The organism is Halosimplex carlsbadense 2-9-1, assembly GCF_000337455.1.
Classification (GTDB): Archaea; Halobacteriota; Halobacteria; order Halobacteriales; family Haloarculaceae; genus Halosimplex; species Halosimplex carlsbadense.
The window spans coordinates 1-21717 of sequence record NZ_AOIU01000030.1 but is presented as its reverse complement, the minus strand read 5'-3'; the positions used below and the strand labels follow the sequence as shown (position 1 = coordinate 21717).

At 69.4% G+C, this 21717-nt stretch carries 23 protein-coding genes and 1 pseudogene; 12 read left to right on the top strand and 12 right to left on the bottom strand.

Annotation, left to right across the window (positions count from 1 at the left end):
• Positions 1-137: 137 nt before the first annotated feature.
• Genes C475_RS12385 through C475_RS12370 form a run of 4 tightly spaced genes read right to left on the bottom strand, consistent with a single transcriptional unit; the run spans position 138 to position 4503 of the window.
• Positions 138-1235, bottom strand: coding sequence for a glycosyltransferase family 4 protein (locus C475_RS12385; protein ID WP_006884181.1), 1098 nt, complete (start codon positions 1233-1235; stop codon positions 138-140).
• A complete protein-coding gene (locus C475_RS12380; RefSeq protein WP_006884180.1) occupies positions 1232-2218 on the bottom strand; it encodes an alkaline phosphatase family protein in 987 nt (328 codons plus the stop codon). The genes C475_RS12385 and C475_RS12380 overlap by 4 nt, the downstream gene beginning before the upstream one ends.
• Positions 2219-2246: 28 nt before the next feature.
• Complete coding sequence (locus C475_RS12375; protein WP_006884179.1) at positions 2247-3605, bottom strand: sulfatase; 1359 nt, start codon at positions 3603-3605, stop codon at positions 2247-2249.
• 31 nt (positions 3606-3636) lie between these two features.
• Positions 3637-4503: a TrmB family transcriptional regulator gene (locus C475_RS12370; RefSeq protein ID WP_006884178.1), complete on the bottom strand. Its 867-nt coding sequence runs from the start codon at positions 4501-4503 to the stop codon at positions 3637-3639.
• A gap of 89 nt (positions 4504-4592) precedes the next feature.
• On the opposite strand from C475_RS12370, the gene C475_RS24390 reads away from it, so the two are divergent.
• Entirely contained in the window at positions 4593-4769 is a 177-nt protein-coding gene (locus C475_RS24390) for a hypothetical protein (RefSeq protein WP_006884177.1), read from the top strand.
• Positions 4770-4901: 132 nt separating this feature from the next.
• Positions 4902-5966, top strand: a complete 1065-nt coding sequence (gene aglJ, locus C475_RS12365) for an S-layer glycoprotein N-glycosyltransferase AglJ (protein WP_006884176.1) — start codon at positions 4902-4904, stop codon at positions 5964-5966.
• A gap of 25 nt (positions 5967-5991) precedes the next feature.
• Here the strand turns inward: aglJ and C475_RS12360 are convergent, their stop codons facing one another.
• Positions 5992-6321, bottom strand: a complete 330-nt coding sequence (locus C475_RS12360) for a DUF5789 family protein (protein WP_049930537.1) — start codon at positions 6319-6321, stop codon at positions 5992-5994.
• 178 nt (positions 6322-6499) lie between these two features.
• Here C475_RS12360 and C475_RS12355 point away from each other — a divergent pair, with 178 nt between their 5' ends.
• Entirely contained in the window at positions 6500-8200 is a 1701-nt protein-coding gene (locus C475_RS12355) for a rhomboid family intramembrane serine protease (RefSeq protein WP_006884174.1), read from the top strand.
• Positions 8201-8227: 27 nt separating this feature from the next.
• On the opposite strand, the gene C475_RS12350 is transcribed toward C475_RS12355, so the two are convergent.
• From C475_RS12350 to C475_RS25150, 6 genes are all read right to left on the bottom strand, one after another.
• Entirely contained in the window at positions 8228-8887 is a 660-nt protein-coding gene (locus tag C475_RS12350) for an METTL5 family protein (protein WP_006884173.1), read from the bottom strand.
• A gap of 135 nt (positions 8888-9022) precedes the next feature.
• Positions 9023-10090 carry a hybrid sensor histidine kinase/response regulator gene (locus tag C475_RS12345; protein WP_006884172.1) on the bottom strand — a complete coding sequence of 356 codons (1068 nt, stop codon included), beginning with the start codon at positions 10088-10090 and terminating at the stop codon, positions 9023-9025.
• A gap of 1 nt (position 10091) precedes the next feature.
• Positions 10092-10535, bottom strand: a complete 444-nt coding sequence (locus C475_RS12340; protein WP_006884171.1) for a response regulator — start codon at positions 10533-10535, stop codon at positions 10092-10094.
• Positions 10532-12877: a PAS domain S-box protein gene (locus C475_RS12335; RefSeq protein WP_006884170.1), complete on the bottom strand. Its 2346-nt coding sequence runs from the start codon at positions 12875-12877 to the stop codon at positions 10532-10534. Before C475_RS12335 ends, C475_RS12340 begins: the two co-directional genes overlap by 4 nt.
• A 107-nt stretch (positions 12878-12984) precedes the next feature.
• The gene (gene dph2 / locus C475_RS12330; RefSeq protein WP_006884169.1) at positions 12985-14058 is read right to left on the bottom strand and encodes a diphthamide biosynthesis enzyme Dph2; all 1074 of its coding nucleotides are present in this window, start codon (positions 14056-14058) and stop codon (positions 12985-12987) included.
• A 115-nt stretch (positions 14059-14173) separates the two neighbouring features.
• Complete coding sequence (locus tag C475_RS25150; protein ID WP_268869913.1) at positions 14174-14308, bottom strand: hypothetical protein; 135 nt, start codon at positions 14306-14308, stop codon at positions 14174-14176.
• Positions 14309-14447: 139 nt separating this feature from the next.
• Here C475_RS25150 and C475_RS12325 point away from each other — a divergent pair, with 139 nt between their 5' ends.
• The 6 genes from C475_RS12325 (at position 14448) to C475_RS12300 (ending at position 19030) form a co-directional block, all read left to right on the top strand.
• Positions 14448-14726 (top strand): hypothetical protein, encoded by a 279-nt coding sequence (locus tag C475_RS12325; RefSeq protein ID WP_006884168.1) that lies wholly within the window; start codon positions 14448-14450, stop codon positions 14724-14726.
• Between the two features lie 80 nt (positions 14727-14806).
• A complete protein-coding gene (locus C475_RS12320) occupies positions 14807-15238 on the top strand; it encodes a hypothetical protein (protein ID WP_006884167.1) in 432 nt (143 codons plus the stop codon).
• An 85-nt stretch (positions 15239-15323) separates the two neighbouring features.
• Positions 15324-15722, top strand: coding sequence for a YlbF family regulator (locus tag C475_RS12315; RefSeq protein ID WP_006884166.1), 399 nt, complete (start codon positions 15324-15326; stop codon positions 15720-15722).
• Between the two features lie 73 nt (positions 15723-15795).
• On the top strand, positions 15796-16629 hold the full coding sequence (locus tag C475_RS12310; RefSeq protein WP_049930534.1) for an MBL fold metallo-hydrolase: 834 nt from the start codon (positions 15796-15798) through the stop codon (positions 16627-16629).
• Positions 16630-16812: 183 nt separating this feature from the next.
• Positions 16813-18033, top strand: a complete 1221-nt coding sequence (locus C475_RS12305) for a hypothetical protein (RefSeq protein WP_006884164.1) — start codon at positions 16813-16815, stop codon at positions 18031-18033.
• Positions 18034-18124: 91 nt separating this feature from the next.
• Entirely contained in the window at positions 18125-19030 is a 906-nt protein-coding gene (locus C475_RS12300) for a hypothetical protein (RefSeq protein ID WP_006884163.1), read from the top strand.
• 7 nt (positions 19031-19037) lie between these two features.
• On the opposite strand, the gene C475_RS12295 is transcribed toward C475_RS12300, so the two are convergent.
• On the bottom strand, positions 19038-19394 hold the full coding sequence (locus tag C475_RS12295) for a DUF555 domain-containing protein (protein ID WP_049930532.1): 357 nt from the start codon (positions 19392-19394) through the stop codon (positions 19038-19040).
• A gap of 368 nt (positions 19395-19762) precedes the next feature.
• On the opposite strand from C475_RS12295, the gene C475_RS12290 reads away from it, so the two are divergent.
• The 3 genes and pseudogenes from C475_RS12290 to C475_RS12280 form a co-directional block, all read left to right on the top strand.
• Complete coding sequence (locus tag C475_RS12290) at positions 19763-19945, top strand: hypothetical protein (RefSeq protein WP_049930530.1); 183 nt, start codon at positions 19763-19765, stop codon at positions 19943-19945.
• A gap of 125 nt (positions 19946-20070) precedes the next feature.
• Positions 20071-20802 (top strand): archaeal proteasome endopeptidase complex subunit beta, encoded by a 732-nt coding sequence (gene psmB, locus C475_RS12285; protein ID WP_006884160.1) that lies wholly within the window; start codon positions 20071-20073, stop codon positions 20800-20802.
• A 124-nt stretch (positions 20803-20926) separates the two neighbouring features.
• Positions 20927-21717, top strand: a pseudogene (locus tag C475_RS12280) (phosphomannomutase); the annotation flags it as partial.

The window sequence follows — 21717 nt, the reverse complement described above, 5'->3', positions numbered from 1 at the left end:
GCGCTGGGGTACGCCGAATCATGACGGTCCGCGCCTGCTACGTGGTCAGGGAACAGCTCGAAGATCTCGGCTACATGTGACGCCCGGGCGGCCGACCCCGAGTCGGCCCGTCGTCAGGTTTCGGCGTGGACGGCCGTTCAGTCCGTTATCTCGGCGTACAGCGACCGGTACCGCTCGGCGACGCGCTCGACCGTGTAGCGCCGCTGGACGAGGTCGCGGCCGGCCGACCCGAGCCGCCGTCGCTCCGCCGGGTCGGCCGCGAGTCCGACCAGGTGGCGAGCGAGCGCCTCGTGGTCGCCGACGGGGTGGAAGCGGGCCACCTCCTCGTAGGGTTCGACGAACGGGGGGATGGTCGAGAAGACACAGGGCGTGCCCGAGCCGACGGCTTCGACGGCCGCGGCGCTGAATCCCTCCCACCGGGACGGCATCGCGTAGACGTCGAGGGCGTCGAGCAGCTCGTAGACCGCCGAGCGGTCGAGGCGGCCGAGGAAGTGGACGCTGTCGGCGACGCCCGCGGCGCGGGCCGTCTCGCGGAGGTCGGCTTCGAGCGGGCCGTCGCCGGCGATGGCGAGTTCGACCGGGCGGTCCGACGCCGAGCGGGCGGCGGCGACCGCCCGGATCAGCGTCGCGTGGTCCTTCTGTTCGGTGAGCAGACCGGCCGTCCCAACGAGGACCGCGTCGTCGTCGACGCCGTGGGCGGACCGCCAGCCGTCGCCGTCGGCGGCGTCGAGGCGGTCGAACTCGACGCCGTTCGGGATGAAGACGACTTTCGCCTCGGGGAGCGCCAGCCGTTCCCACCGCCGGAAGGAGTCGTAGACCGCCCGGGAGTTACAGACCACGCGGTCGGCGAGCGGGTTGGTGAGCCCGTTGGCGACCCGGCCGAGCCGGTTGAACCCGCGGCGCATGTTCCCCTCGCGGGAGACGACGGGGAGCCCGAGCCGGCGGCCGATCGCTTTCGCGAACGACCCCGAGTGGTTGTGGTGGGCCTGGACCACGTCGTACTCCCGGAGGAACTCGCGGGCGCGGCGGTAGGTGTCGCGGTCGATCCCGGTCGTCGTGTCGGGGGCGTCGAGACAGGTGACGCCGACGGCGTCGTCGCCGTGGAACCCCTCGGCGGCGAACCACGCGAGGATGTCCACCTCGGCGTCGGTGTGTTCGACCAGGCCGCGCGCGATGTCGGCCGGGACGCTCGTCTCGTCGACGGCGTTGACCACGTAGCAGGCGCGGACCGTCATGATTCGGCGTACCCCAGCGCGGCGAGGCGGTCGCCGACGCTCTCGGCGGGGTCCGCCCCGCTACGCGGCTCGAAGACGACCCACGGCACGTCGACCAGCGGCGGGACCGAGACGCCCATCGGGTGTTCGACGAAGCCCCACTCGCCGAACAGCTCGCCGTGGTCGGCACTGACGACCACGCGGTGCCCGTCCGCCGCGAGGTCCGCGGCGAATCGGCCGGCCGTCTCCCACGCGAACCTGACGCTGCGCTCGTAGGACCGGCGGGCGGTGCCCAGGTCGAGGTACCCGTTCGCCAGGAGCGCCTGTAGCTTCTCGCCGCGCAGGCGCTCCTCGGGGAAGTACCGCGGGTGGAGTCCGCCGGGTATCGGCGCGGTCCGGTCGCCCGTCCGCGCGAGGTGAGGGTAGTGGGGCTGGAGGGTGTGGGCGACGACTCGCTCGCCCTCGCGGACCCGCGATCCGGCCGCCTCGAAGATTGGATCGGGGGGGACCGTCGCCAGGTCGTCGTCCCAGTGGTCCTCGTAGACGGGCACGTGTTCGACGTCGCCGGGGCTGTGCTCGCCGGACTGGGGGTTACCGCTCACGTAGGTCGCCCCGTCGAAGACGCCGTGGGCCTCGGCCGCGGCGAGAAAGCCCGGCGTCGCGCTGGCCGGCGAGCGCGCGCGGCCGACGACGGCGTCGTCGGCGACGGCCCCCAGCGTGTCGTACCGGCAGGCGTCGAGCAGGACGAGCGCGTCCCAGTCGGTCGCGTCCAACCGCTCGAACAGGTCCGGGTCGCGGCCGACGGCCGGGGCGGCCTGCCAGAGCCGCTTCCAGGCGCGGTAGGCCAGCGGCTCGGCCAGCTCGCCCCCCGCGGAGAGCTCCTCCCGACCGAGGCGCCACGCCTTCGCGAGCGCGGTTCCGAGGATCATCTGTCCGTGACGGTCGGTCGCCGCGCTCGTCCGCGGCGGCGCGGCGACCGGCGGGTCGGTCGGCGTGCGGTCCACGTATCACGGCGGCACAGGTCTTGGTCGCTCATAGGTATCCCATCTCTTCGAGGTGGGACTCGACGTGCTCGGAGAGGTCCTCACCCTCCTCGCGGCGCGGCAGCTCGCCGAGCGCGGCCTCGAGCCGCGACCGGAGGTCGGCGGCGAGTTCGTCGTCGTCGATCGGTCGGTCGGTCCCGTCGGAGATATCGTACAGCGTCGCGGTCCCGTCGGTCCGTCTGACGAGTTTGTGGCGGGCGGTCCGGACCGCCTGGAGGCCGGTGTCGTAGTCGTCGAACGGGCCGTCGCGTTCGGCGAAGCGCCGCTGGATAGACTCGCTGGGTCCGGCGTACTCCGCGAAGACGGCCTCCGGCTCGGCTCCGGTCCGCAGCGACCGGCCGTCCATCTCCGGGGGGGCCTCGCCGGTCGCGAGTTCGACCATCGACGGCGCCAGGTCGACCAGCGAGACGAGTTCGTCGCTGGTCTCGGCGCTCGTCTGGCCCGGCCACTTGACCAGCAGCGGGACGTTGACGAGCCGCTCGGCCAGCGAGAACTGGTGGTAGACGAGGCCGTCCTCGCCGAACTGCTCGCCGTGGTCGCTCGTGACGACGACCATCGTGTCCTCGAACAGGCCGCGGTCGCGGAGGCCGTCGAACAGCGTCCCGAGCAGGGAGTCGAGATACCGGATCTCGCCGTCGTACCAGCACTTCACGAGGTCCCACTCCGGGTCGCCCGCCCGGACCTCGTCGAGCATCCAGGCGTAGGCATCGTCGCTGAGCGTCTCGGCGGCCGAGTCGTCGACGGCGTCCCACGCGTCGAAGTACGACTCGAACTCCGACTTGAACCGCGTCGGCGGGTCGTACGGGGAGTGTGCGGAGTTGAAGTTGATGAAGCCGAAAAACGGGCGGTCGATCCGGTCGATCCACGAGCACAGCCGGCGGAGCTGGAACGAGGAGTCGTCGTAGTCGCGGACGAAGTAGTCGTAGAGGTGGCGGGCGAAATCCAGTGAGGGCTCGTACATCGTCCCGCGAAAGCGGGGCAGCGAGAGGATGTCGTGGTAGTAGTCGAACCCGCGGTCGAACCCCCGCTGGGGGCTGGTGTGGTAGGAGTTGCTGAACCCGCCGGTGGCGTAGCCGCGGTCGGCGAGGAGCTCGGCGACGTGGGGCTGGTCGGGATCGAGGTTCGGGGTCAGCCCGTAGACGCCGTTGTTCGAGGGGTACCTGCCGGTGAACATCGCGGCGTGGGAGGGCGGCGTCCAGGGAGCGGCGGCGACGGCGTCGTCGTAGCGGGTCGCTCGTCGGGCGAACGCGTCGAGGTTCGGCGTCGTCGGTCTGTCGTAGCCGTACGGGGTGAGGTGGTCGGCGCGGACCGCGTCCAGGACGATCAGCAGGACGTTCGGCTGTGCCATGCGACGTGGCTACTTCGCCCCGGACCGCGTTTTAATCTGTCGACAGCCCGCAGTCGGCCGCGCTCTCGTGGTCCCAGATGAGGTCGAAATAGCGCTTCAACCCGGCCACGAACGCGCCGTTGTCGGTGATCGCGGCCTGGCGCATGTGGTTGGGCACGTCCTCTTCCTCGACGAGGAGGATGGCCGAGCCGGTCTCGTAGTCGGGGCTCGGGTCCGCGACGTGGCCGCGGAAGGGGAGCTTCCCGGTGGAAAATCGGATCTCGACGGCGGGGTAGTCCTCGCGGATCCGCGCGACGGTCTCCCGCTGGATGGCGGGCTCGTCGCGCGGCTCCGTCGAGAGGAACTCGGGGACGAGCATCAGGACCGAGACGTCGACGCCCCGGTCGAGCGCGTCGGCGAATGCGGGCTCGACCGAGTCGAAGTACTCGAAGCTCTTGGTGACGACGTTCACTTCCTCGGCGGCGTCGTGGTAGAGCCGCCGCGTCTCGCGCTCGCTGGGCTCGCCAACGTCGACGACGTGGAACAGCTCCTCGGTGGGTGTCACGTCCTCGTTCGCCCCCTCGTAGCGGGGCCGGAACTCGGCGAGGAAGTCCTCGCGGCGGTCGTCGATCGCGGCGGCGAAGCTCTCGTAGTCCTGACGGTGGTTCTCGACGGCGCGGTCGAGGATCGCTTCCGGGGGCTTGGGCTGGTACTCCTTGGGCCGCCCGGGGATGACCTCGACGAACCCGCGGTCCGACAGCGACTCGAGGACGCCGTAGATCCGGGCCTTCGGGATGTCGGTCGCCTCCGCGAGGTTCGGCGCCGTCGTCTTCCCGAGCGACAGCAGCTCCCGCAGCGCCGTCTCCTCGTACTCGGTCAGCCCCAGCCGGTCGAAGACCGCGCTCCCGTCGCCACTCATGTCACCCCCTCGTTCGCCGCGCGCGCTTAAAACGCCCCCGAAAGGTACTTACCTATCGCTATCATGAGTTACTCACAAGCTGAGTAACTATGGTCGAACTCGAAAACGCGGACGGCGACGCGGCCGGCGCTGGCACGGACGACCGGACCCACGAGGAGTCGGCCGACGGGGACGCCCGCGCCGACGCCCACCTCGACGACGTGGCCGACGGCTGTGGCTGCACCGAGATCTGGGAACACCTCAGCGAGGAGCGGGCCGACGACTGACCGTCCGGCGACCGGCCCTCCGCGGGGGGCCGGTCGGGTCGAGCCGACCGCGTTGGGTCGGTGACGGGGGCGCCTCGTCTCTCGGCGACCCAACGGAGAACCTTTTTCTCCCGGAGCGTCAAAGCGGGGACGATGGAGTACGACGAGGTCTGCGTGCTGGTCCCCACGCTGAACGAGTCCGAGACGATCGGACCGGTCGTCGAGTCGTTCGCCGCCGAGGGGTTCGACGACATCCTCGTGATCGACGGCGGGTCGACCGACGGCACGCAGTCGATCGCCGAGGAGAAGGGCGCCCGCGTCGTCCAGCAGCGCGGTTCGAAGGGGAAGGGCCAGGCGCTGCAGGAGGGGTTCGAGCAGACCGACGCGCCGGTCGTCCTCATGCTCGACGGCGACCAGACCTATCGCGCCGAGGACGCTGAAGCGATGCTCGAACCGATCTTCGAGGGGCGGGCCGACCACGTCATCGGCGACCGCTTCGCCGACATGGAGGACGGGGCGATGACCCGGCTCAACGAGTTCGGCAACGGTATCATCAACCGCGCGTTCTCGGTCATTCACGGACGCGACTACCAGGACATCCTCAGCGGCTACCGAGCGCTGACTCGCGAGAGCATCAGCCGCATCTCGCTGACCGAGGACTACTTCGGCATCGAGACGGAGATGGCCGTCGAGTGCGTCAAACACAACGTCCGCACCGAGGTCGTCCCGATCCGCTATCTGGCCCGCCCGGACGACTCGGAGACGAACCTCCGGCCGTTCCGCGACGGCGCCGACATCATCCTGACGCTGTACAAGATGGCGAAGACGAACAACCCGCTCTTTTACTTCGGGAGCGTCGGCACCGTCAGTCTGGTCGTCGGCGTCGTCCTCGGCACGTACGTCGCCGTCGAATGGATCACGGCCAACACCTCACACGAGGTGATGGCCTTCCTCGGCGGCCTGGCGATCATCTTCGGCGTGCAACTGCTGATGTTCGGGGTCCTCTCGGACATGATCGTCACGGTCAATCGCGAGCAGACCCGCCAGCTCGAGGACCTCACGGAGCGCCTGAGCGCGGACGACGCTCGCGGCGCCCGTCGCGTCGGCGGCTCCGAGAGCGCGAACGCCGCCGAGGGCGCGAACGACGACGACGCGGGTGACCGTCCCCGGAAGTCCCCGGCCGGGCAGGAAGCGTCGGCTCCCGAGCGTCGGGGCTGACCGGCGCGGCCGGCTGGGCGCCGACTCAGAAGGGGACGAGCCCGCGGAGCTGTCCCAAGATGCTCGACGACGCGGCCTGGCGCTTTCGCTCGAAGACGGGGTGTAAGGCGTTGAGCAGGTCGTCCTTGGAGTCGAACGACTCCCGATCCGTCTCGGCCAGCGCCTCGGCGACGGGCATCTCGTTGCCGGCGGCGTCGTACGGGACGGTCGCGTCGCCGAAGTGCTCGCGCAACTCGGCGGCCCTCGCGGGGAACCCCACGTCCGCGTCGGCCAGTCGCGCGCCGAGTGCCGCGATCCCGAACTCGACGACGTCCGGTTCCTCGTCCACGTCGTTCGACGGTGGCCGAACTCCCATCACCCGACACATCGGCATCGACCTCCGAAAATCCTGCGGCTCCCCCTCCCGCGAGCGCCCGGGACGCGGAACGCAGCCGGTCCGACACGACCGGTCGCACGCCTCGCACCGCGCGACCGCCCGACGGAAACCCGGCGGGGCCACCAAGGATAACTAACCGGCCCCCTTTGTGGCGGGCATGTTGCAGTCGTCGCCGGCGACGGTCGCCGAGGTCGTCGAAGCCGTCCGCGCGTTCGCCCCCTGGCAACAGATCTTCCTCGTCGTCGCCGTCGTCGTCTCCGTGGCCGTCCTCCGCCGGCTCGTCCCCGGCGAGCGCTGGGGCGACCGCCTTCGCGCCCGGTTCGTCCTCGGCGTCCCCTGGGGGACGCTGCTGACCGTCTTCGGCGTCCTGCTCGTCTACTGGGTCCTCCAGGGCGGCTGGGCCCGCCCCAACAGCCCGCTCGTGATACCGTTCCGGTCGTGGTCGTACTTCTACCCGCTCGGCGTCCTCGCCGCCGGCTTCTCCCACAACGGCGTCGGTCACATCACCGGGAACCTGCTGGGAACGGTCATGTTCGCCCCGGTCGTCGAGTACTACCTCGGCCACTACCCCACCGACCGCGGCTCGGAGTCGTTCGCCTCCCTCCGAACGAACCCGTTCGTCCGGCTGCTGGCCGTCCCCGTCGGATCCGTCGCGGTCGGCGTGTTCACCGGCCTCTTCTCGATGGGACCGGTCATCGGCTTCTCGGGCGTGGTGTACGCCTACGTCGGCTTCGCGATGGTGACCCGGCCGATGCTGGCCGTGCTCGCACTCGTCGCCGAGCGCGTCGTCGACCTGCTCTACCGGGGTCTGCGTAACCCCTATATCACCCGCGAGCCCGGGCCGGGCTTCTCTTCGCCGTGGTGGGCCGACATCGCCATCCAGGGCCACGCGATCGGGATCCTCGCCGGCGTGCTCGCCGGGATCGCCGTCCTCGCCGTCCGCGAGGAGTACCCGAACCCGCTGTACCTGTGGTTCGCGGCGCTGGTGCTGGGCATCCGACAGTCGCTGTGGGCGATCTACGCGCCGCTGGGCGCCAACCGGTTCGCCCTCTTCCGCGCGGTCGGCGTCGGGACCATCTTCCTCGCCGCGGCGCTCGTCGCGACCGCCGTCTCGGCGTCGAACCGCTCGCTCGTCCCGCGACTGGAGGGGCGGTCGCTGCGATTGCCCGGTCCCGACGGCTCGGTCGCCGCCCTCGCCGTCGGGCTCGTCGTGCTCTCGTCGTTCGCGGTGCCGTTCGGCTTCTCGACCGTCTCGGGGGAGCTGCCGGCCGACACCGCCACGGTCGAGGTCCGCGACTACACCGTCACGTACGTCGAGGACGAACCCGACCAGTACGTCTCGCTGGTCAACGAGTACCTCTACGGCGACGGCCAGACGATCCGCTCCAGCGGGGTGGTCGTCCTCAGCGAGGACCGACGGATCTGGCTCGAAGCGGTCTCGAAGAGCCGGCTGGCCTTCCAGGGCTGGGGGCGCGTCCGCGTCGGCGGGCTGGGCTGGCGCGAGACGGTGTACGCCGACCGCGAGGGGTGGTCGCTGGTCGGGAACGGCTCGGTGTACAAGGTGTCGCTCCGTGAGGAGGGCGAGCGGGCGCGGCTGGCCTACGTGAGCGAGCCCCGGCGTGCCCGGCCGGCGATCGACGGCCGCAACGTCTCGATCACGCCCGTCGACGGCGGGTTCGAGGCGGTCGTCTCGACCAACGGGTCGGTCCTCGGTCGGGCGCCGGTGCCCGCGCGGTCGAACGCGACGACCGTCGGCGGGCTGACGCTGAACCGGACCGGCAACGACCTGATCGCGATCAGCAACCGGACGAGAGTGCAGGTCGCGAGCAAGTCCGTCCCGCGGGCCCAGCAGGGCTGAGACGCGGTACCCGCGACGCCCCGCTGGTCACTCCGCGTCGGCGTCAGCGTCGTCGGCGTCGCCGTCGTCCCATGCGATCCGGAAGACCTCCACGTCGACCGTCCGCGAGTCGTCCTCGTGGAAGTCGAACTGCCGGGGCAGGTCGAGTTCGGCGGCGAAGGCGTGCGTGACCCGGCCGCCGTTGTCGGCGGCGAACGATTCGACGAACTCCTCGCTGCCGGCGTTGTGGATCGAGTAGGACACGTCGCCGACCGCGGCGGCCGTCGCGAGAAAGCCCCGGTCGGCGTGTTCGTTGCCCGACTGGGCGCCGAAGGGCGGGTTCATGACGACCGTCGTCGGTCCGGCGGGAGCGAGCGGGAGGGCGGTCGCGTCCGCCCGGACCCACTCGACGTCTGCCGCGGCCGCGACGCGGCCCTCGTTGGCCCGCGCGGTCGCCAGCGGTCCGGGGTCCAGGTCGACGCCGACGACCCGTTTCGGCCCGCGCAGTACGGCGCCGAGCGCCAGCATCCCCGTCCCGGTGCCGAGATCGACCACCGTCCGGCCCTCGATGTCGCCCTGCAAGTCCGCGGTGTGGATCAGGTGCGCCGCGATATCGGGCGGCGTCCGGTACTGCTCCAGGTCCACCCGCGGGTCCTCGAAGCCCGCGACGACCCCGAGTTGCTGTGCGAGACGGGTCTTCGTGCTCACGCTCTCACCCCGCGATTCTCCGGGCCGCCGGCGCGTCCCCTCGTGTCGGTCATCCCTCGGCAATTTCTCCCGCGTATGCAAAAACGTTTGTGAATGCTCGACAGTTATTAGCCCCGGAGCGCGGTCGCGCCGGTCTCACGCCCGGGGGAGTTCGAGGACGAAGGCGGCGCCCCCGCGGTCGCTCTCCTCGGCGCGGACGGACCCGTCGTAGGACTCGACCATCGAGGAGACGAAGAAGAGACCGAAGCCGGTCCCCGAGGAGGCGCCGCCCTTCTGGCCGCGTTCGAAGAGGTCCTTCCGGCGCGGACCGGGGATGCCGTCGCCGTCGTCGGCGACGGTCAGCGTGGCGTGTGGCCCCGCGATCTCGCCGTCGACCGTGACCGTCGTCCGGTCGTCCGTGTGCTCGACGGCGTTGGTGAGGAGGTTCCCGACCACGTCCGACAGCAGGTCGTTCGCCAGCACGTCCGCGTCGGGCACGTCCACGACGACGTCGACGCGGTCGCTGAGCGAGCGGACGCGGTCCGCCTCCTCCTCGACCACTCTGGAGATCGAAGTCGGCTCCAGCGAGTCGTCGCCCTCGTCGGCCACGGTATCGAGGATCGACCGGATCTTGTCGGTGAGATCGACGATGTTGCGCCCCCACTCACCGATGCTGCTCGCGTGGTCGGCCAATTCGGGGTCGTCGACCGCCGATTCGAGCATGTCCGCCCTGGCCATCATCACGTTCAGCGCGTTCATCAGGTCGTGACGGAGCAGGCTGTTGAAAAAGTCCAGTTGCTCGTTGCGCCGGGCGAGCGCCCGCTCGTGTTCGTGGCGCTCGACGGCGTAGCGCAGCGACCGGACGAGCCTGTCGGCGTCGATGTCCCCCTTCTCGAGGTAGTCCTGGGCGCCCGACTGGATCGCCTCGACGGCCACCTCGGTCTTCTCCAGCCCGGTCAGCACGATGACCGGCACCTCGTGGTCCAGGTCCGTCACCGCGTGGAGCGTCCCGATCCCGTCGGACTCGGGCAGGCCGAGGTCGAGCAGGACCACGTCGTACTGCGCCGAGCGGAGGCGGTCTCTCCCGTCGGTCAGCGTCTCGGCGTGCGTCAGGGCCACCTCGTCGAAGAACGCGGCGACCGAGGGGTTGTCGAGGTAGTGTTCGACGAGCTTCGCGTCACCGGGATTGTCCTCGATCAGGAGGATATCGACTAATCTGGACATCTCACTCGGGGGGCATCTTGACGACGGTCAGCCAGAAGTCTTCGATGCGCTGGACCACGTCGATGAACCCGTCGAAGTCGATCGGTTTCGTCAGGTAGGCGTTGGCGTGCAGGTCGTACGACTGGGCGATGTCTTCCTCGGCCTCCGAGCTCGTCATGACGACGACCGGGATCCGCCGGAGGTCCTCGTCGTCTTTGATCTCGGCGAGGACTTCCCTCCCGCCCTTGCGCGGCATGTTCAGGTCCAGCAGTATCAGGTCCGGCCGCGGTTTGTCCGCGTGGTCGCCCTCCTGACGGAGGTACTCCAGCGCCTCGACGCCGTCGGTGACGACGTGGAGGTTGTTGCTGACGTTGCCGTGTTCGAGTGCCTTGCGCGTGAGTTTCGCGTCGCCGGGATTGTCCTCCGCGAGGAGAATCTCGACCGGTCGTCCCTGTGGTTTGCTCATTGGTTGTCTCCGTCCGTCACCGTCATCGGCTCGATATCGCCCGCACCGCTCACGTCGTCGACCGCCGGCATCGTGAACCGGAAGGTAGCGCCCTCCCCGGGCGCCGACTCGACCCGGATCTCCCCCTCGTGGCGTTCGACGATCCGCTTGCACATCGCCAGACCGATGCCCGTGCCGTCGCCCTTGAATATCTCGAAGATCCGCTCGTGCTGGGACTCGGGGATCCCCTCGCCGTCGTCGGTCACGTCGAATCGGACGCGCTCGCCCTCCCGGGTGGCGGTGACCGCGACGGACGGCTCGTCACCCCCGTGTTCGATCGCGTTCTTGAGGAGGTTCTGGAAGACCTGTCCGAGCTGGCTCCGGTCGGCCCGCACCGGCGGGAGGTCGCCCACCTCGACCGTCGCCGAGTGGTCCTCGACCAGCAGTTCGAGGCTCTTGACCGTCTCGGCGAACACCGTCCCGGTGTCGACCTCGACGAACTCGTCGCCCCGGGTGTGGACCCGGGAGTACTGCAGGAGCGCGTCGATCATCTCCTGCATGCGGGTGGCGCCGTCGACGGCGAAGTCCATGTACTCCTCGGCCTCCTCGTCGAAGCAGTGACCGTACTCCGCCTCCAGCAGCGAGACGTAGCTCGACACCATCCGTAGCGGCTCCTGCAGGTCGTGGGAGGCGACGTAGGCGAACTGCTGGAGGCTCTCGTTCGACCGTTCGAGCTCCCGCTTGCTGGCCTCCAGTTCCCGCTCGCGTTCGATCCGGTCCAGCGTGTCGACCGCCGACTGGGCGAGTATCTCGACGAGGTTCCTGTCGTACTCGTCGAAGGCGGTCTCCTCGAGCGCGCCGACGCTCAACAGCCCGTGGTCGCCGATCGGAACCAGAACGACGGTGCCGAACTCCGCCCGAGGGGCGGCGGGATTCGCGAGGTCGCTGTAGTTCTCGACGACCGAGAGGTCGCCCGTCTTGAACCGGTCCATCTCGTCGGAGCCGGAGCCGATATCAGGGATACCGGCGGCTTCGACGGCCTCCACGAGTTCGAGCGCGCGGTCGGAGGCCACCAGCGGTTCGAGCCGGTCGGTCTCGGCGTCGTAGTCCCAGTAGACGGTCACGGGATAGCCGATGATCGCGTCGGCGATATCCACGACGGCGCTCGCCGTCTCCCGCTCGGTGTGGACGTGGGGCAGCTCCTGGGTCGCCTGCGCGAGGTCCTGCATGCGGTTCTCGCGGTCCTTGAGCGCCGACACGTCCCGCGCCACGCCGACGACGAGTTCGAGCTCTCCCTCGTCATCGCGGACCGGCCGATACCAGGTTTCGAAGGTGAACGGACTCACCTCCTGAGTGGCCCGGACTTCCTCACCGTCCAGCGCCCGTCGGACCGCGTCGACGATGTCGGGCTCGGTTGCGTAGGCGTCGAACACCGACTCTCCCTCCAGTTCGCCCGGTTCGAGTCCCAGCGCCTCCAGGCCCTTGCCCGCGGAGTGCTGGAACACGCCCTGGGGGTCCAGCGTGAACACGACGACCGGCAGGTTCGTGACCAGCGTCCGTAGCTGCTCGTTGCGCTGTTTGCGCTCGCGCTCGCGCTGGCGCCGGTCCGTGACGTCCGCGATACTGACGACGACCCGCTTCAGGGCTCCGTCTTCGTCGAACAACGGGGAGCCGCTGACGGAGACGACGGCCCGCTCGCCGTCCGGTCGCTCGATCGTCAGCTCCCGTTCGTCGACGGATTCGCCGGTGTCGGCGACCGACCGGAAGGGCAGGCTCGACGTGTCGATCGGGTCCCCGTCCACCGAGAGGACCGATATCTCGTCCGGATTCGCGGTCCCGCCCACGATCTCGCCGCGGTCGACGCCGAGGATCTCCTCGGCCTGTTCGTTCGTCTTCAGGATGGTGCCCTCGGCGCCGTGGATGACGATCCCGACTGGGCTGATGTCGAGCAGTCTGTCGAGCATGTCCCGCTCGGTCCGGTAGCGCTCCTGGATCGCGCGGTGTTCGGTCACGTCCGTCACGAACGCCAGGACGTACACCTCGCCGTCCAGCGTCGCGCGCTTCAGCAACACGTCCACCGAGTGGGTCCGCCCGTCGTCGTCGAGCGTCCACGACACCGACTCCTCCCCGGTGTCGCGAGCGGTCTCGACGAGCCGCGCGGCCTCCTCGTTCGTGTACTCCGGCGGACTGAACGCGCCGATCTCGGCGCCGACCACCGCCTCCCGCTCGACCCCCACCAGGTCGGCCGCCGCCGCGTTCGCGTCCACGATCTCGCCGGTGTCGGCGTCGTGGAGGAATATCGGGTCCGCGGCGGCCTCGAACACGTCACGGTAGAGCGCGTCGCCGAGCGCCTTGTCGCCCATACCTACCGGACCGTGCGGGACCACAAGGAGCTAGCCGTCCGATTACCAGGCTTGAGAACTGCCGCGACGCCCCGCGGGAGCGAACGTCGAGCGGCCCGCCCTTCGGGTTACCAGGTGCCGTGGAACGTGTCGAACGCGAGGTCCTCCAGCGGTTCCTCGCCGACGGCGATGCGGTACTCCTGGGGGGTGAGCATCGGCTGTTTGAACTGCGGGCCGTCGTCGGTGGTGATCCGGGGACAGCCCGTGTTGACGTAGGCGTCCATCCCGAAGTTGGTCAGTCGGTCGGGCGTCACCTCGTCCATCGTGATGAGGTAGGCGTTCTCGTTGTTCTCGACGATCTCCTGGGCCTGGTCCCAGCGGCCCTGGCCGATCTTGGTGCAGAAGATGACGCCCCACTCCTCGGCGTCCATCGCGCGGTGGACGGCGCCGTAGCGCTGTTTCATGAACTTCTCCGTGTCGGCGACGGAGACGGCGTTGTTGACGGGGTCGGCGATGACGACCGTCTTGTCGGGGTGTTCCATCGCGAGGCCGAGCGGGTGGAACTTCCCGCCGCCGACGTACAACATCTGGTCGGCGTCGACGTCGGCGCTGGCGTAGTTACAGCCCAGCACCTGACCCTCGTGGGTGAGCCGCTCGTCGCCCTTGCGCGTGTGGACGGTGTAGCCGCGCTCCTCGAGCCACGAGCGCATCTCGTCGAACTTGTTCATGTGCTGGGCGGTCGTCACGAGGCCCACGTCCTCGTCCTCGTCGGCGGGGGCCAACTGCTCGTCCAGCGCCCGCTCCATGATGGGGAAGACGTCGACGTTCGAGAACAGCGGGACGTAGATGATCTTCTCCGACTCCTTCATCGGGGAGTGGCCGAAGTGGACGAACACGTCCGTCCGGCGCATGAGGTAGGTGTCCAGGTCGCAGGCGCCGTAGCAGGGCTGGCCCGACATCATGACGCTCACGTCGTCGGGCAGCTCGGCGCGGAGGTCGTCGGCGACGCGGGGGCCGCGGCGTTTGAGTCCCTCGGGGAACTGCAGGCCGACGGTCTCGGCGTCTCGCTCTTCGACGGCGTCGACGATGCGGTCGAGTTCGTAGTCCCACTCGCGGTCGTGGCGCAGCGACATCCCCGTCTTGGTGAGGTCGCCCTCGGTGCGAGGCGCGTCGTCGGCCTCGCCGCCCGAATCCTGGCTCATTGGACAGTCGTATCGGCTCGGGCGGTAAAACGTCCGCGGTCCCCGGCGGTCACGCCAGCGAGTGACGGGCGCACGGCTGGTCCGGTGGTGAACGCGAAACCGAACCGCCGACCGGTCAGGGGTCCTCGACGACGAGTCCGTCGTCGCCGCCGCGGGCGCGAGTCAGCGCGGAGACGATCCGGTCCTGAAATCGGAGGAAGCCGAACACGAGCGTCGCGAGCAGCCCGCCGACGACCAGTTCTGAGACCATACCCACGTTTCGGCCCGCCTCCGGAAAAGCCCTCGGACACCAGCGAACCGCGGCGGGCTCGGCGACTCGGTCGCCGCGGCCGGAACCGGACGGCCCGGCCGCGACACACTTACCGACGGTCGGCGAGTAGCGTCGGCGGATGTCGCCCTCCGCCCTGACACTGCTCCGGACGGCGGTCGTGACCGTCGTCTCGGCCGCGTTCGCGGTCGGCTGTGCGGTCGCGGTCGTTCGGCTCGCCGTGCGCACTCGGTTCTTCTCGACGGACGACCGCTTGCCGGACACCTGGCACGGGCGACCGATACGCGAGGCCGACCACGAGCCACAGGAGGGGTTGAACCCGTTCATCCTCGCCTTCCTCACCTTCTGGGTCGCGTTTACCGTCGCGCTGACGGTGCTGGACGGCCCGATGCCCGCGTAAGCGATCGTCGGGCACGAACCGGCCGACGGTACCGTGGCCGGTCCGTCGGAGCTATGACGCCGGCGGCCCGAGGGCCGGGCATGTCTCTCCGCTCGTGGGCGACGGCGACGGTCGACTTCTGCCTGGCAGCGCTCGGGCTCTACCTCGCCATCGTTCCCGTGTTCACCGTCCTCTACGCGCTCGTCGTCGGGGCCACGCTGTTCGCCGGGCCGCCCCAGACCGCGGCGGTCGTCGTGGCGGTCGGCGGGAGCTACCCGTTCGTCGCCGGCGACTGGTCCTATCGCCGACTCGCCGTGTTCGTCGTCGCGCTGTACGTCGCCAGCGGCGCCGCGGGCCTGGCCGGGCTCGCCCTGCTCCGGTCGATGGACGTGACCCTTCCCTCGGCGGTCCTCGCCCGTGCCGGCGCGCTCGCGGTGGCTTACCCGGTCGCCGCGGCGGCGGCGTTCCGCGACCGCGTGCGCCGCCGGCTGGGGTTCCGGCCGCTGGACGCCGACGACCTCACGGGCCGGTGACCGCCCGGGCCGAGGCCCCGTCGAAGCGCCCCCCGGCGCCCGGAGTCGGCAGTTTGAAAGCCGCCAAGTCCCAAGCGAGAGTAGAATGAGCATCGAGACCGACGCGGCGCCCGCGGAGGCCGGCGAGGAAGTCGACGCGCTCGCCCGCGAACTCGGCGAGCGGATCGCGGACATGCCGCTCTACGAGCGCTACCGGGAGGCCAAGGCCGAAGTCGAGGCCGACGAGGAACTCCAGGAGCAGATCCGCGAGTTCGAGAAGGTTCGCGAGGAGTTTATGCTCGCGCGCCAGACCAGCGAGGCCACGCAGGACGACCTCCGGACGCTGCAGGACGCCCAGGAGGAGCTCCACGACCACCCGAAGATGTCGGAGTACCTCGAACTCCAGAGCGAGCTCGAACTGCGACTGCAGGAGGTCAACGAGATCATCTCCGAGCCGCTGACGGTGGACTTCGGCGGCAAGGCCGGCGGCTGCTGCGAAGACTGAACGCGGCGGCCAGTCCCCGTCTCTCGCCCGCGAAAACACAACGCATTAGCCGCTGGTACGAGCAGGGTGAGCCATGACAGTTGGAAGCAGCGACTGGGGCGACTGGCTCCCTCGGGCAGTGGAATCGGCGTCGCCGGACACCCTCGCGATCTGGTATCTCGGCTGTAACGGCTTCATCCTCAAAGCCAGCGACGGCACGACGGTGTACATCGACCCGTATCTCGGGCTCGGCGACCCGCCGCGGACCCTGCGGATGATCCCGGTGCCGTTCGACCCCGACGACGTGGCCGAGGCCGACGCGATGTTCGGCACGCACGAGCACCTCGACCACGTCCACGGGCCGAGCCAGGCGCCCATCCTCGCGAACACGGGCGCCGACTACTACACCGCGGACGCGGGCCACGACGTGATCGAGGAAGAGGACTGGACCGGCAACTGGGACGTGAGCGACGAGCAGCTAACGGAGATCGAGGAGGGCGACACGATCGAACTCGGCGAACTGACCGTCCACGTCGAACCCGCCAACGACCCGGACGCCGTCCATCCCGTCTCCCTGGTCTTCGAGCACGAGGCGGGCACCTTCTTCCACGGCGGCGACGCTCGCCCCGGCGAGTTCGAGGCGATCGGCGAGGCGTACGACATCGACATCGGGGTGCTGGCGTTCGGCGCCGTCGGCAACATCCCGGACAAAGAGACAGGCGAGGACGTGCGCACCCAGTGGTACAGCGACGAGAACATGATCGTCGAGGCCGCGAACGAACTCCAGCTCGACACGCTCGTGCCGAGCCACTGGGACATGTGGAAGGGCATGACGACCGATCCGACCGTGCTACACAACCACGCCGCGAGCTTCGAGTACCCCGAGAACCTCCGGATCGTCGAGATCGGCGACCGCTTCGACCTCTAGAGCGGGCGCCCGGGCGGGTCTCGGGTCGCCGGAGCGGGTCCGGAGGTTCCCGCGCCGCCGCCGCGACCGCCGACCGATCGATCGTCGATCGCCGGAAATTCCGCGCGTTCCTTCCGCTGACCAGAGATGAAATATTTCGGACAATAAGTATCATTAAGTTGGTCCCTAAACGAGAGGGAACACATGAGCGACTCACAGCAGTACGAGAAAGTGTCCGTCTCGTCGGACGGGGTGGCGGTGGACAAGCGGTTCGAGGAGGACGAGTTCCCGGTGCCGGCGATCGCCTTCGAGATCCAGTCGGCGCGCTCGGAGACGGTGACGGTGACGCTGGTCGACCGGGTGCCCGAGGACGTGGCCGTCGAGGACCTGGGCTTTCACCCGGAGTACGGCTCGGAGTACTGGACCATCGACGAGGACCAGATCACTTTCGAGCGGGAACTGGAGGCGGGCGCGGAGTACACGACCGTCTACGGCATCCGGGCGACCGGGACCGACAACGTCGAGCAGTTCCTCACGACGCCGACCATCGAGAGGGTCGACCCGCCTCTGGAGGACGGTGACGGCCCCGTCGTCGACGAGGGGAGCAGCGACGTGGTGCGCGACGTTATCTCCGGCGACGGCGACGTACCCGGACTCGAAGACGAGGACGACGCCGACGGGACCGACGAGGACGTGGAGACGCTGAACCTCAAGGACCCGAACGAGCCCGCGGACGCCGGGTCCAGCGGCGACGACGGCGACGGCGGGGACGCGTCGGGGGGGTCCTCGGGCGGGGCGGTCGCCGTCGAGGACGCAGACGTGGACTCGCTGGTCGGCGCGCTGGCCGCCGAGATCCGAAACCAGAACGTCGACGCCGAGGACGTGAAGCTGCTTCGCAAGGCGTTCGACCTGGCCGACGACAACGGCGGGAGCGTCGACGCGCGCATCCAGCACCTCCAGACCGAGGTGTCGGACCTGCTCGCCTACACCGGCGCGCTGGAGGAGTTCCTCGACGAGAACGGGACGGGCGACGAGATGATCGAGGAGTTCCGCGAGCAGGTCGAGTCCTTCGAGTCCGAGCTGGAGCAGGTCCGCGAGATGGCTTCGGGCCACGAGGCGTCGATCTCCGAGGTCGAGGAGACCGTCGCCTCCGTCGAGTCGTCGATGGACGCGCTCCAGTCCGACATGGACGAAGTGCTCGACGACGTCGAGTCCGTCCAGAGCGACGTGGACTCCGTGCAGGACGAGGTCCAGTCCGTCGAAGGCACCGTCGACGAGGTCGAGAGCGACCTCGACGAGCTCGAATCGCAGGTCGGCGACATCGACGTCGAGGACGTGCGCGCGGACATCGAGGATATCGACGAGGAGATCGAGGAGCTCAAGGAGTGGCGCGAGCAGCTCTCCTCGGTCATCGGCGGGAGCTGAGCCGGCCGCCGGCCGGAGCGGCCGTCCCGGCCGTTCGGTTTCGGAGCGGAGATCGGACTCGTTTTACGCGCCGCTTGCGTGCCCAATGGCAATGACGACCGTCAGCGTCGCGGTGCCGCGGAAGGGACGCCCGCTCGAAGCGGTCCTCGACAGGCTCGCCGAGGAAGCGGGCGTCGCCGGCCTGGCCGACGACGTGATCTCGACCCTGCGCTACGAGAAGGCAGTCACCAAGGGCGACCAGTCGGCGACCGGCGACGTGTACGAGCGACTCGCGGCCTACAGCGACGACGAGGAGCCGACGGCGCCGGAGTACACGCTCGTCCGCGACGACCGCTCGGGGATGCCCCGCCGGATCGTCTTCGACAGCGTGACCGTCCCCGTCGACGAGGACCTGCAGTTGCGACTCGTCGGTCGCGAGGAACCGTTCCGCGCGCTCCGGAAACACGAGATGCCGCTCGGGTTCGACAGCGCCGACCTCTTTCTGGAGGAGGTCGTCGAGCTCCGCGAGGAACCGCTGGCGGAACTGGGCGACGTGAACGAACGGGTCGACCCGCGGGACACCGACGTGCGCCTCGTCGCCGGACTGGGTGACACCGTCTGGCACTCGCTGCTGGTCGCGCCCGAAGTCGCCGCCGAGTACGACGCCGACCTCACCCGCGAACTGGTCGACGCTTACGAGGGCGAGTTCTGCATCTCACCGCGTTACGAGCGACTCGTCGAGGGCGTCCTCGGCACGGCGGCGATCGACGGCATCGACTTCACCTACCCGACCGACGACCACGGGGACGAGGAAGCCGCGATCGCCGAGACGGGCATCGGGGTCTACCTGACCGTCTCGGGCGGGACCGCTCGCGAGCACGGCCTCGAAGTGGGCGAGCACCTCTTCCCGAGCGAGACGGTGTTGCTGAAGAGCGAGCCGGAAGTGACCGAGGCGGCCGACCGGGTGGCGGACCTGCTGGTCAGCGCCGAGACGGGGACGCGCCTGGCGGCGCAGTGAGAAGCGGTCAGTCCTCTTCTTCACCCTCTGTCTGGATGGTGTCGATGACGTCGAGCGGCACGTCGCGCAGGGCGCCGCCGACGTCGCTCTTGGCGATGCGCTGGGCGTGCTCCTCGCTCTCGGCGTTGAACACCTGCATCTCCAGTACCAGCCCCACCAGGGCGGTGTCGGCGGCGATGTACGCCGAGTCGAACGGCTCGGCGCAGGCGGGACAGTTCGTCGAGCCCACGCCCACCTCGACGTAGTCCATGTCCTTCTGGTTGAGCCGCTTCCCGGCCTCGCTGATGGCGACGCCGATGGCGTCGTCGATGTTCTCCACGTCGTGAACCAACCAGGCCGCTTCCATCACTACGATGTAGTTCATACACGCTACTCCGCCTTTCTCCGTAATCCTGTTTTTGATCCGTCCGCGACAGCTCCCACCCCTTTCGACCGCACCTCGAAACCGCCCCTCGCAACCCCGTCCCACGGCCCGCGAACCCGGCCGAACGACCCGCCAGGCACCCTGCGCACGTAACCGCAAACGTGGCCATAACTTATGAGGATTCCCGCGGTCACCAAGTGACCCCTTACTCGAAAACGGAGCCGAACACCGATCAGATTGTTCCCCAGGCAAACTGAGTTTAATCGCATGACTGCGGCGGGGTACTCCTTCACGATCCTTTATCCAGTACCCGGTATCGGGGGACAAGGTTTATATACGCTAACCGATGGAGAACAGAGCACACCACGATGCGTTCCACTCTGAACCGTGCAACCGTGTTCGCACTGTACCAGTTGACCCTGCTCGCCGGAATCCTGCTGCTGCCGCTGGCGCTCGTGATGCGGAAGGCCGGGATCACGCTGCCGGTCCACCGGGCCGTCAGCCGCGCCAACGAAACCTACGAGGAAGTGGACACGGACACCACGAGCTAACTACGTTTTTCCGACCGTCGGGTCGTCGAACCCACCGTCGTCCAGTGGCCGCGCCGGGTCGCGTCCGGGGTGGACGGGGGATCGAAAAGATGGTTTTATCAGCACAGGACTGATACCGAACTACCATGCGCGACCCATCCGCAGGCCCGGAGTTCTCGAACGATCTGCAGCGCCGCGACGCCGGGATCCCCGACCCGACGGAGCCGGAGATCGGTTCGTTCCCCGACGAGTCCCCGCAGGGCGACCAGAGCAAGGTCGCCGAGACCGGGACGACGACCATCGGCATCACCGCCGAGGACGGCGTCATCGTCGCGACGGACATGCGCGCCTCCCTGGGCGGCCGGTTCGTCTCGAACAAGCGCGTCCAGAAGGTCGAGCAGATCCACCCGACGGCCGCGCTGACGCTCGTCGGGAGCGTCGGCGGCGCCCAGTCGTTCATCCGCTCGCTGCGCGCGGAGGTCGACCTCTACGAGGCCCGTAAGGGCGAGGACATGAGCATGACCGCCCTCTCGACGCTCGCCGGCAACTTCGCCCGCGGCGGCCCCTTCTTCGCCATCAACCCCATCCTCGGCGGCATCGACGACGAGGGGAGCCACGTCTACTCCATCGACCCCGCGGGCGGCGTCATGGAGGACGACTACACCGTCACCGGTTCCGGGCTCACCGTCGCCTACGGGACTCTCGAAGACCGCTACGAGGACGGCATGAGCATGGACGAGGCTCGCAGCGCCGCCGTCGCCGGCGTCCGCGCGGCCGCCGAGCGCGACACCGGCTCCGGGAACGGCGTCTACATCGCCGAAGTCACCGACGAGGGCGTCGATATCGAGGACTACCCGGACTTCGACGGCGTCGAATAACGCCGGAGCCTTCTCTCGCTCTTTCGCAGACGGCCAGCGGCGGCTCCGCGGCGACGGCCCGACCGCGCTCGGCGCCGCGACCGCGTGCCACTACGGTTATTGGGCGCCCTCTCGTGGACCCGGTATGGATCTGTTCGGGACCGCGGGCATCCGCGGCGACGTGCAGTCTCGGGTGACGCCGGCGCTGGCGCGCGCGGTCGGGCGCGCCGCCGGCGCGGACGGCGACTCGTTCGTCGTCGGGCGCGACGGGCGAACCACGGGCGAGGGACTGGCGGCGGCCGTCGAGGCAGGCCTCCTCGGCTCCGGGGCCGACGTGACCAGGATCGGGCAGGTACCGACGCCGGCGCTGGCCTACGCCGCCCAGCAGTGCCGCGGCGTGATGGTCACCGCCAGTCACAACCCGCCGACGGACAACGGGCTCAAGCTCTTCGCCGACGGCGAGGAGTACGGCGACGACGCCGAGGCGCGGATCGAACGGCGGGTCGCCGACGACCCCGACCCCGTCGCGTGGGACGAGTGGGGGTCGAGCGAGCGCGCCGACGTACTCGGTGCCTACCGCGACGCGGTCGCCGAGTTCGCCCGCGGTCACGGCGAACCGCTCGACGGCCTCTCCGTCGCGGTCGACTGCGGCAACGGGATGGCGAGCCTCGCGACGCCGCAGGTCCTCCGGGACCTGGGCGCCGACGTGACGGCGATCCACGCCAACGTCGACGGGCACTTCCCCGGCCGCGAGAGCAAGCCGACGCCCGAGAGCCTGCGCGACCTGCGCTCGTATCTCGCCGAGGGCGACGCGGACCTGGGGATCGGTCACGACGGCGACGCCGACCGGATCGTCGTCGTCGACGCGAGCGGCGAGGTCGTCCACGAGGACACCATCGTCGCCGTCCTCGCCGAGCACTACACCGCCCACAGCGA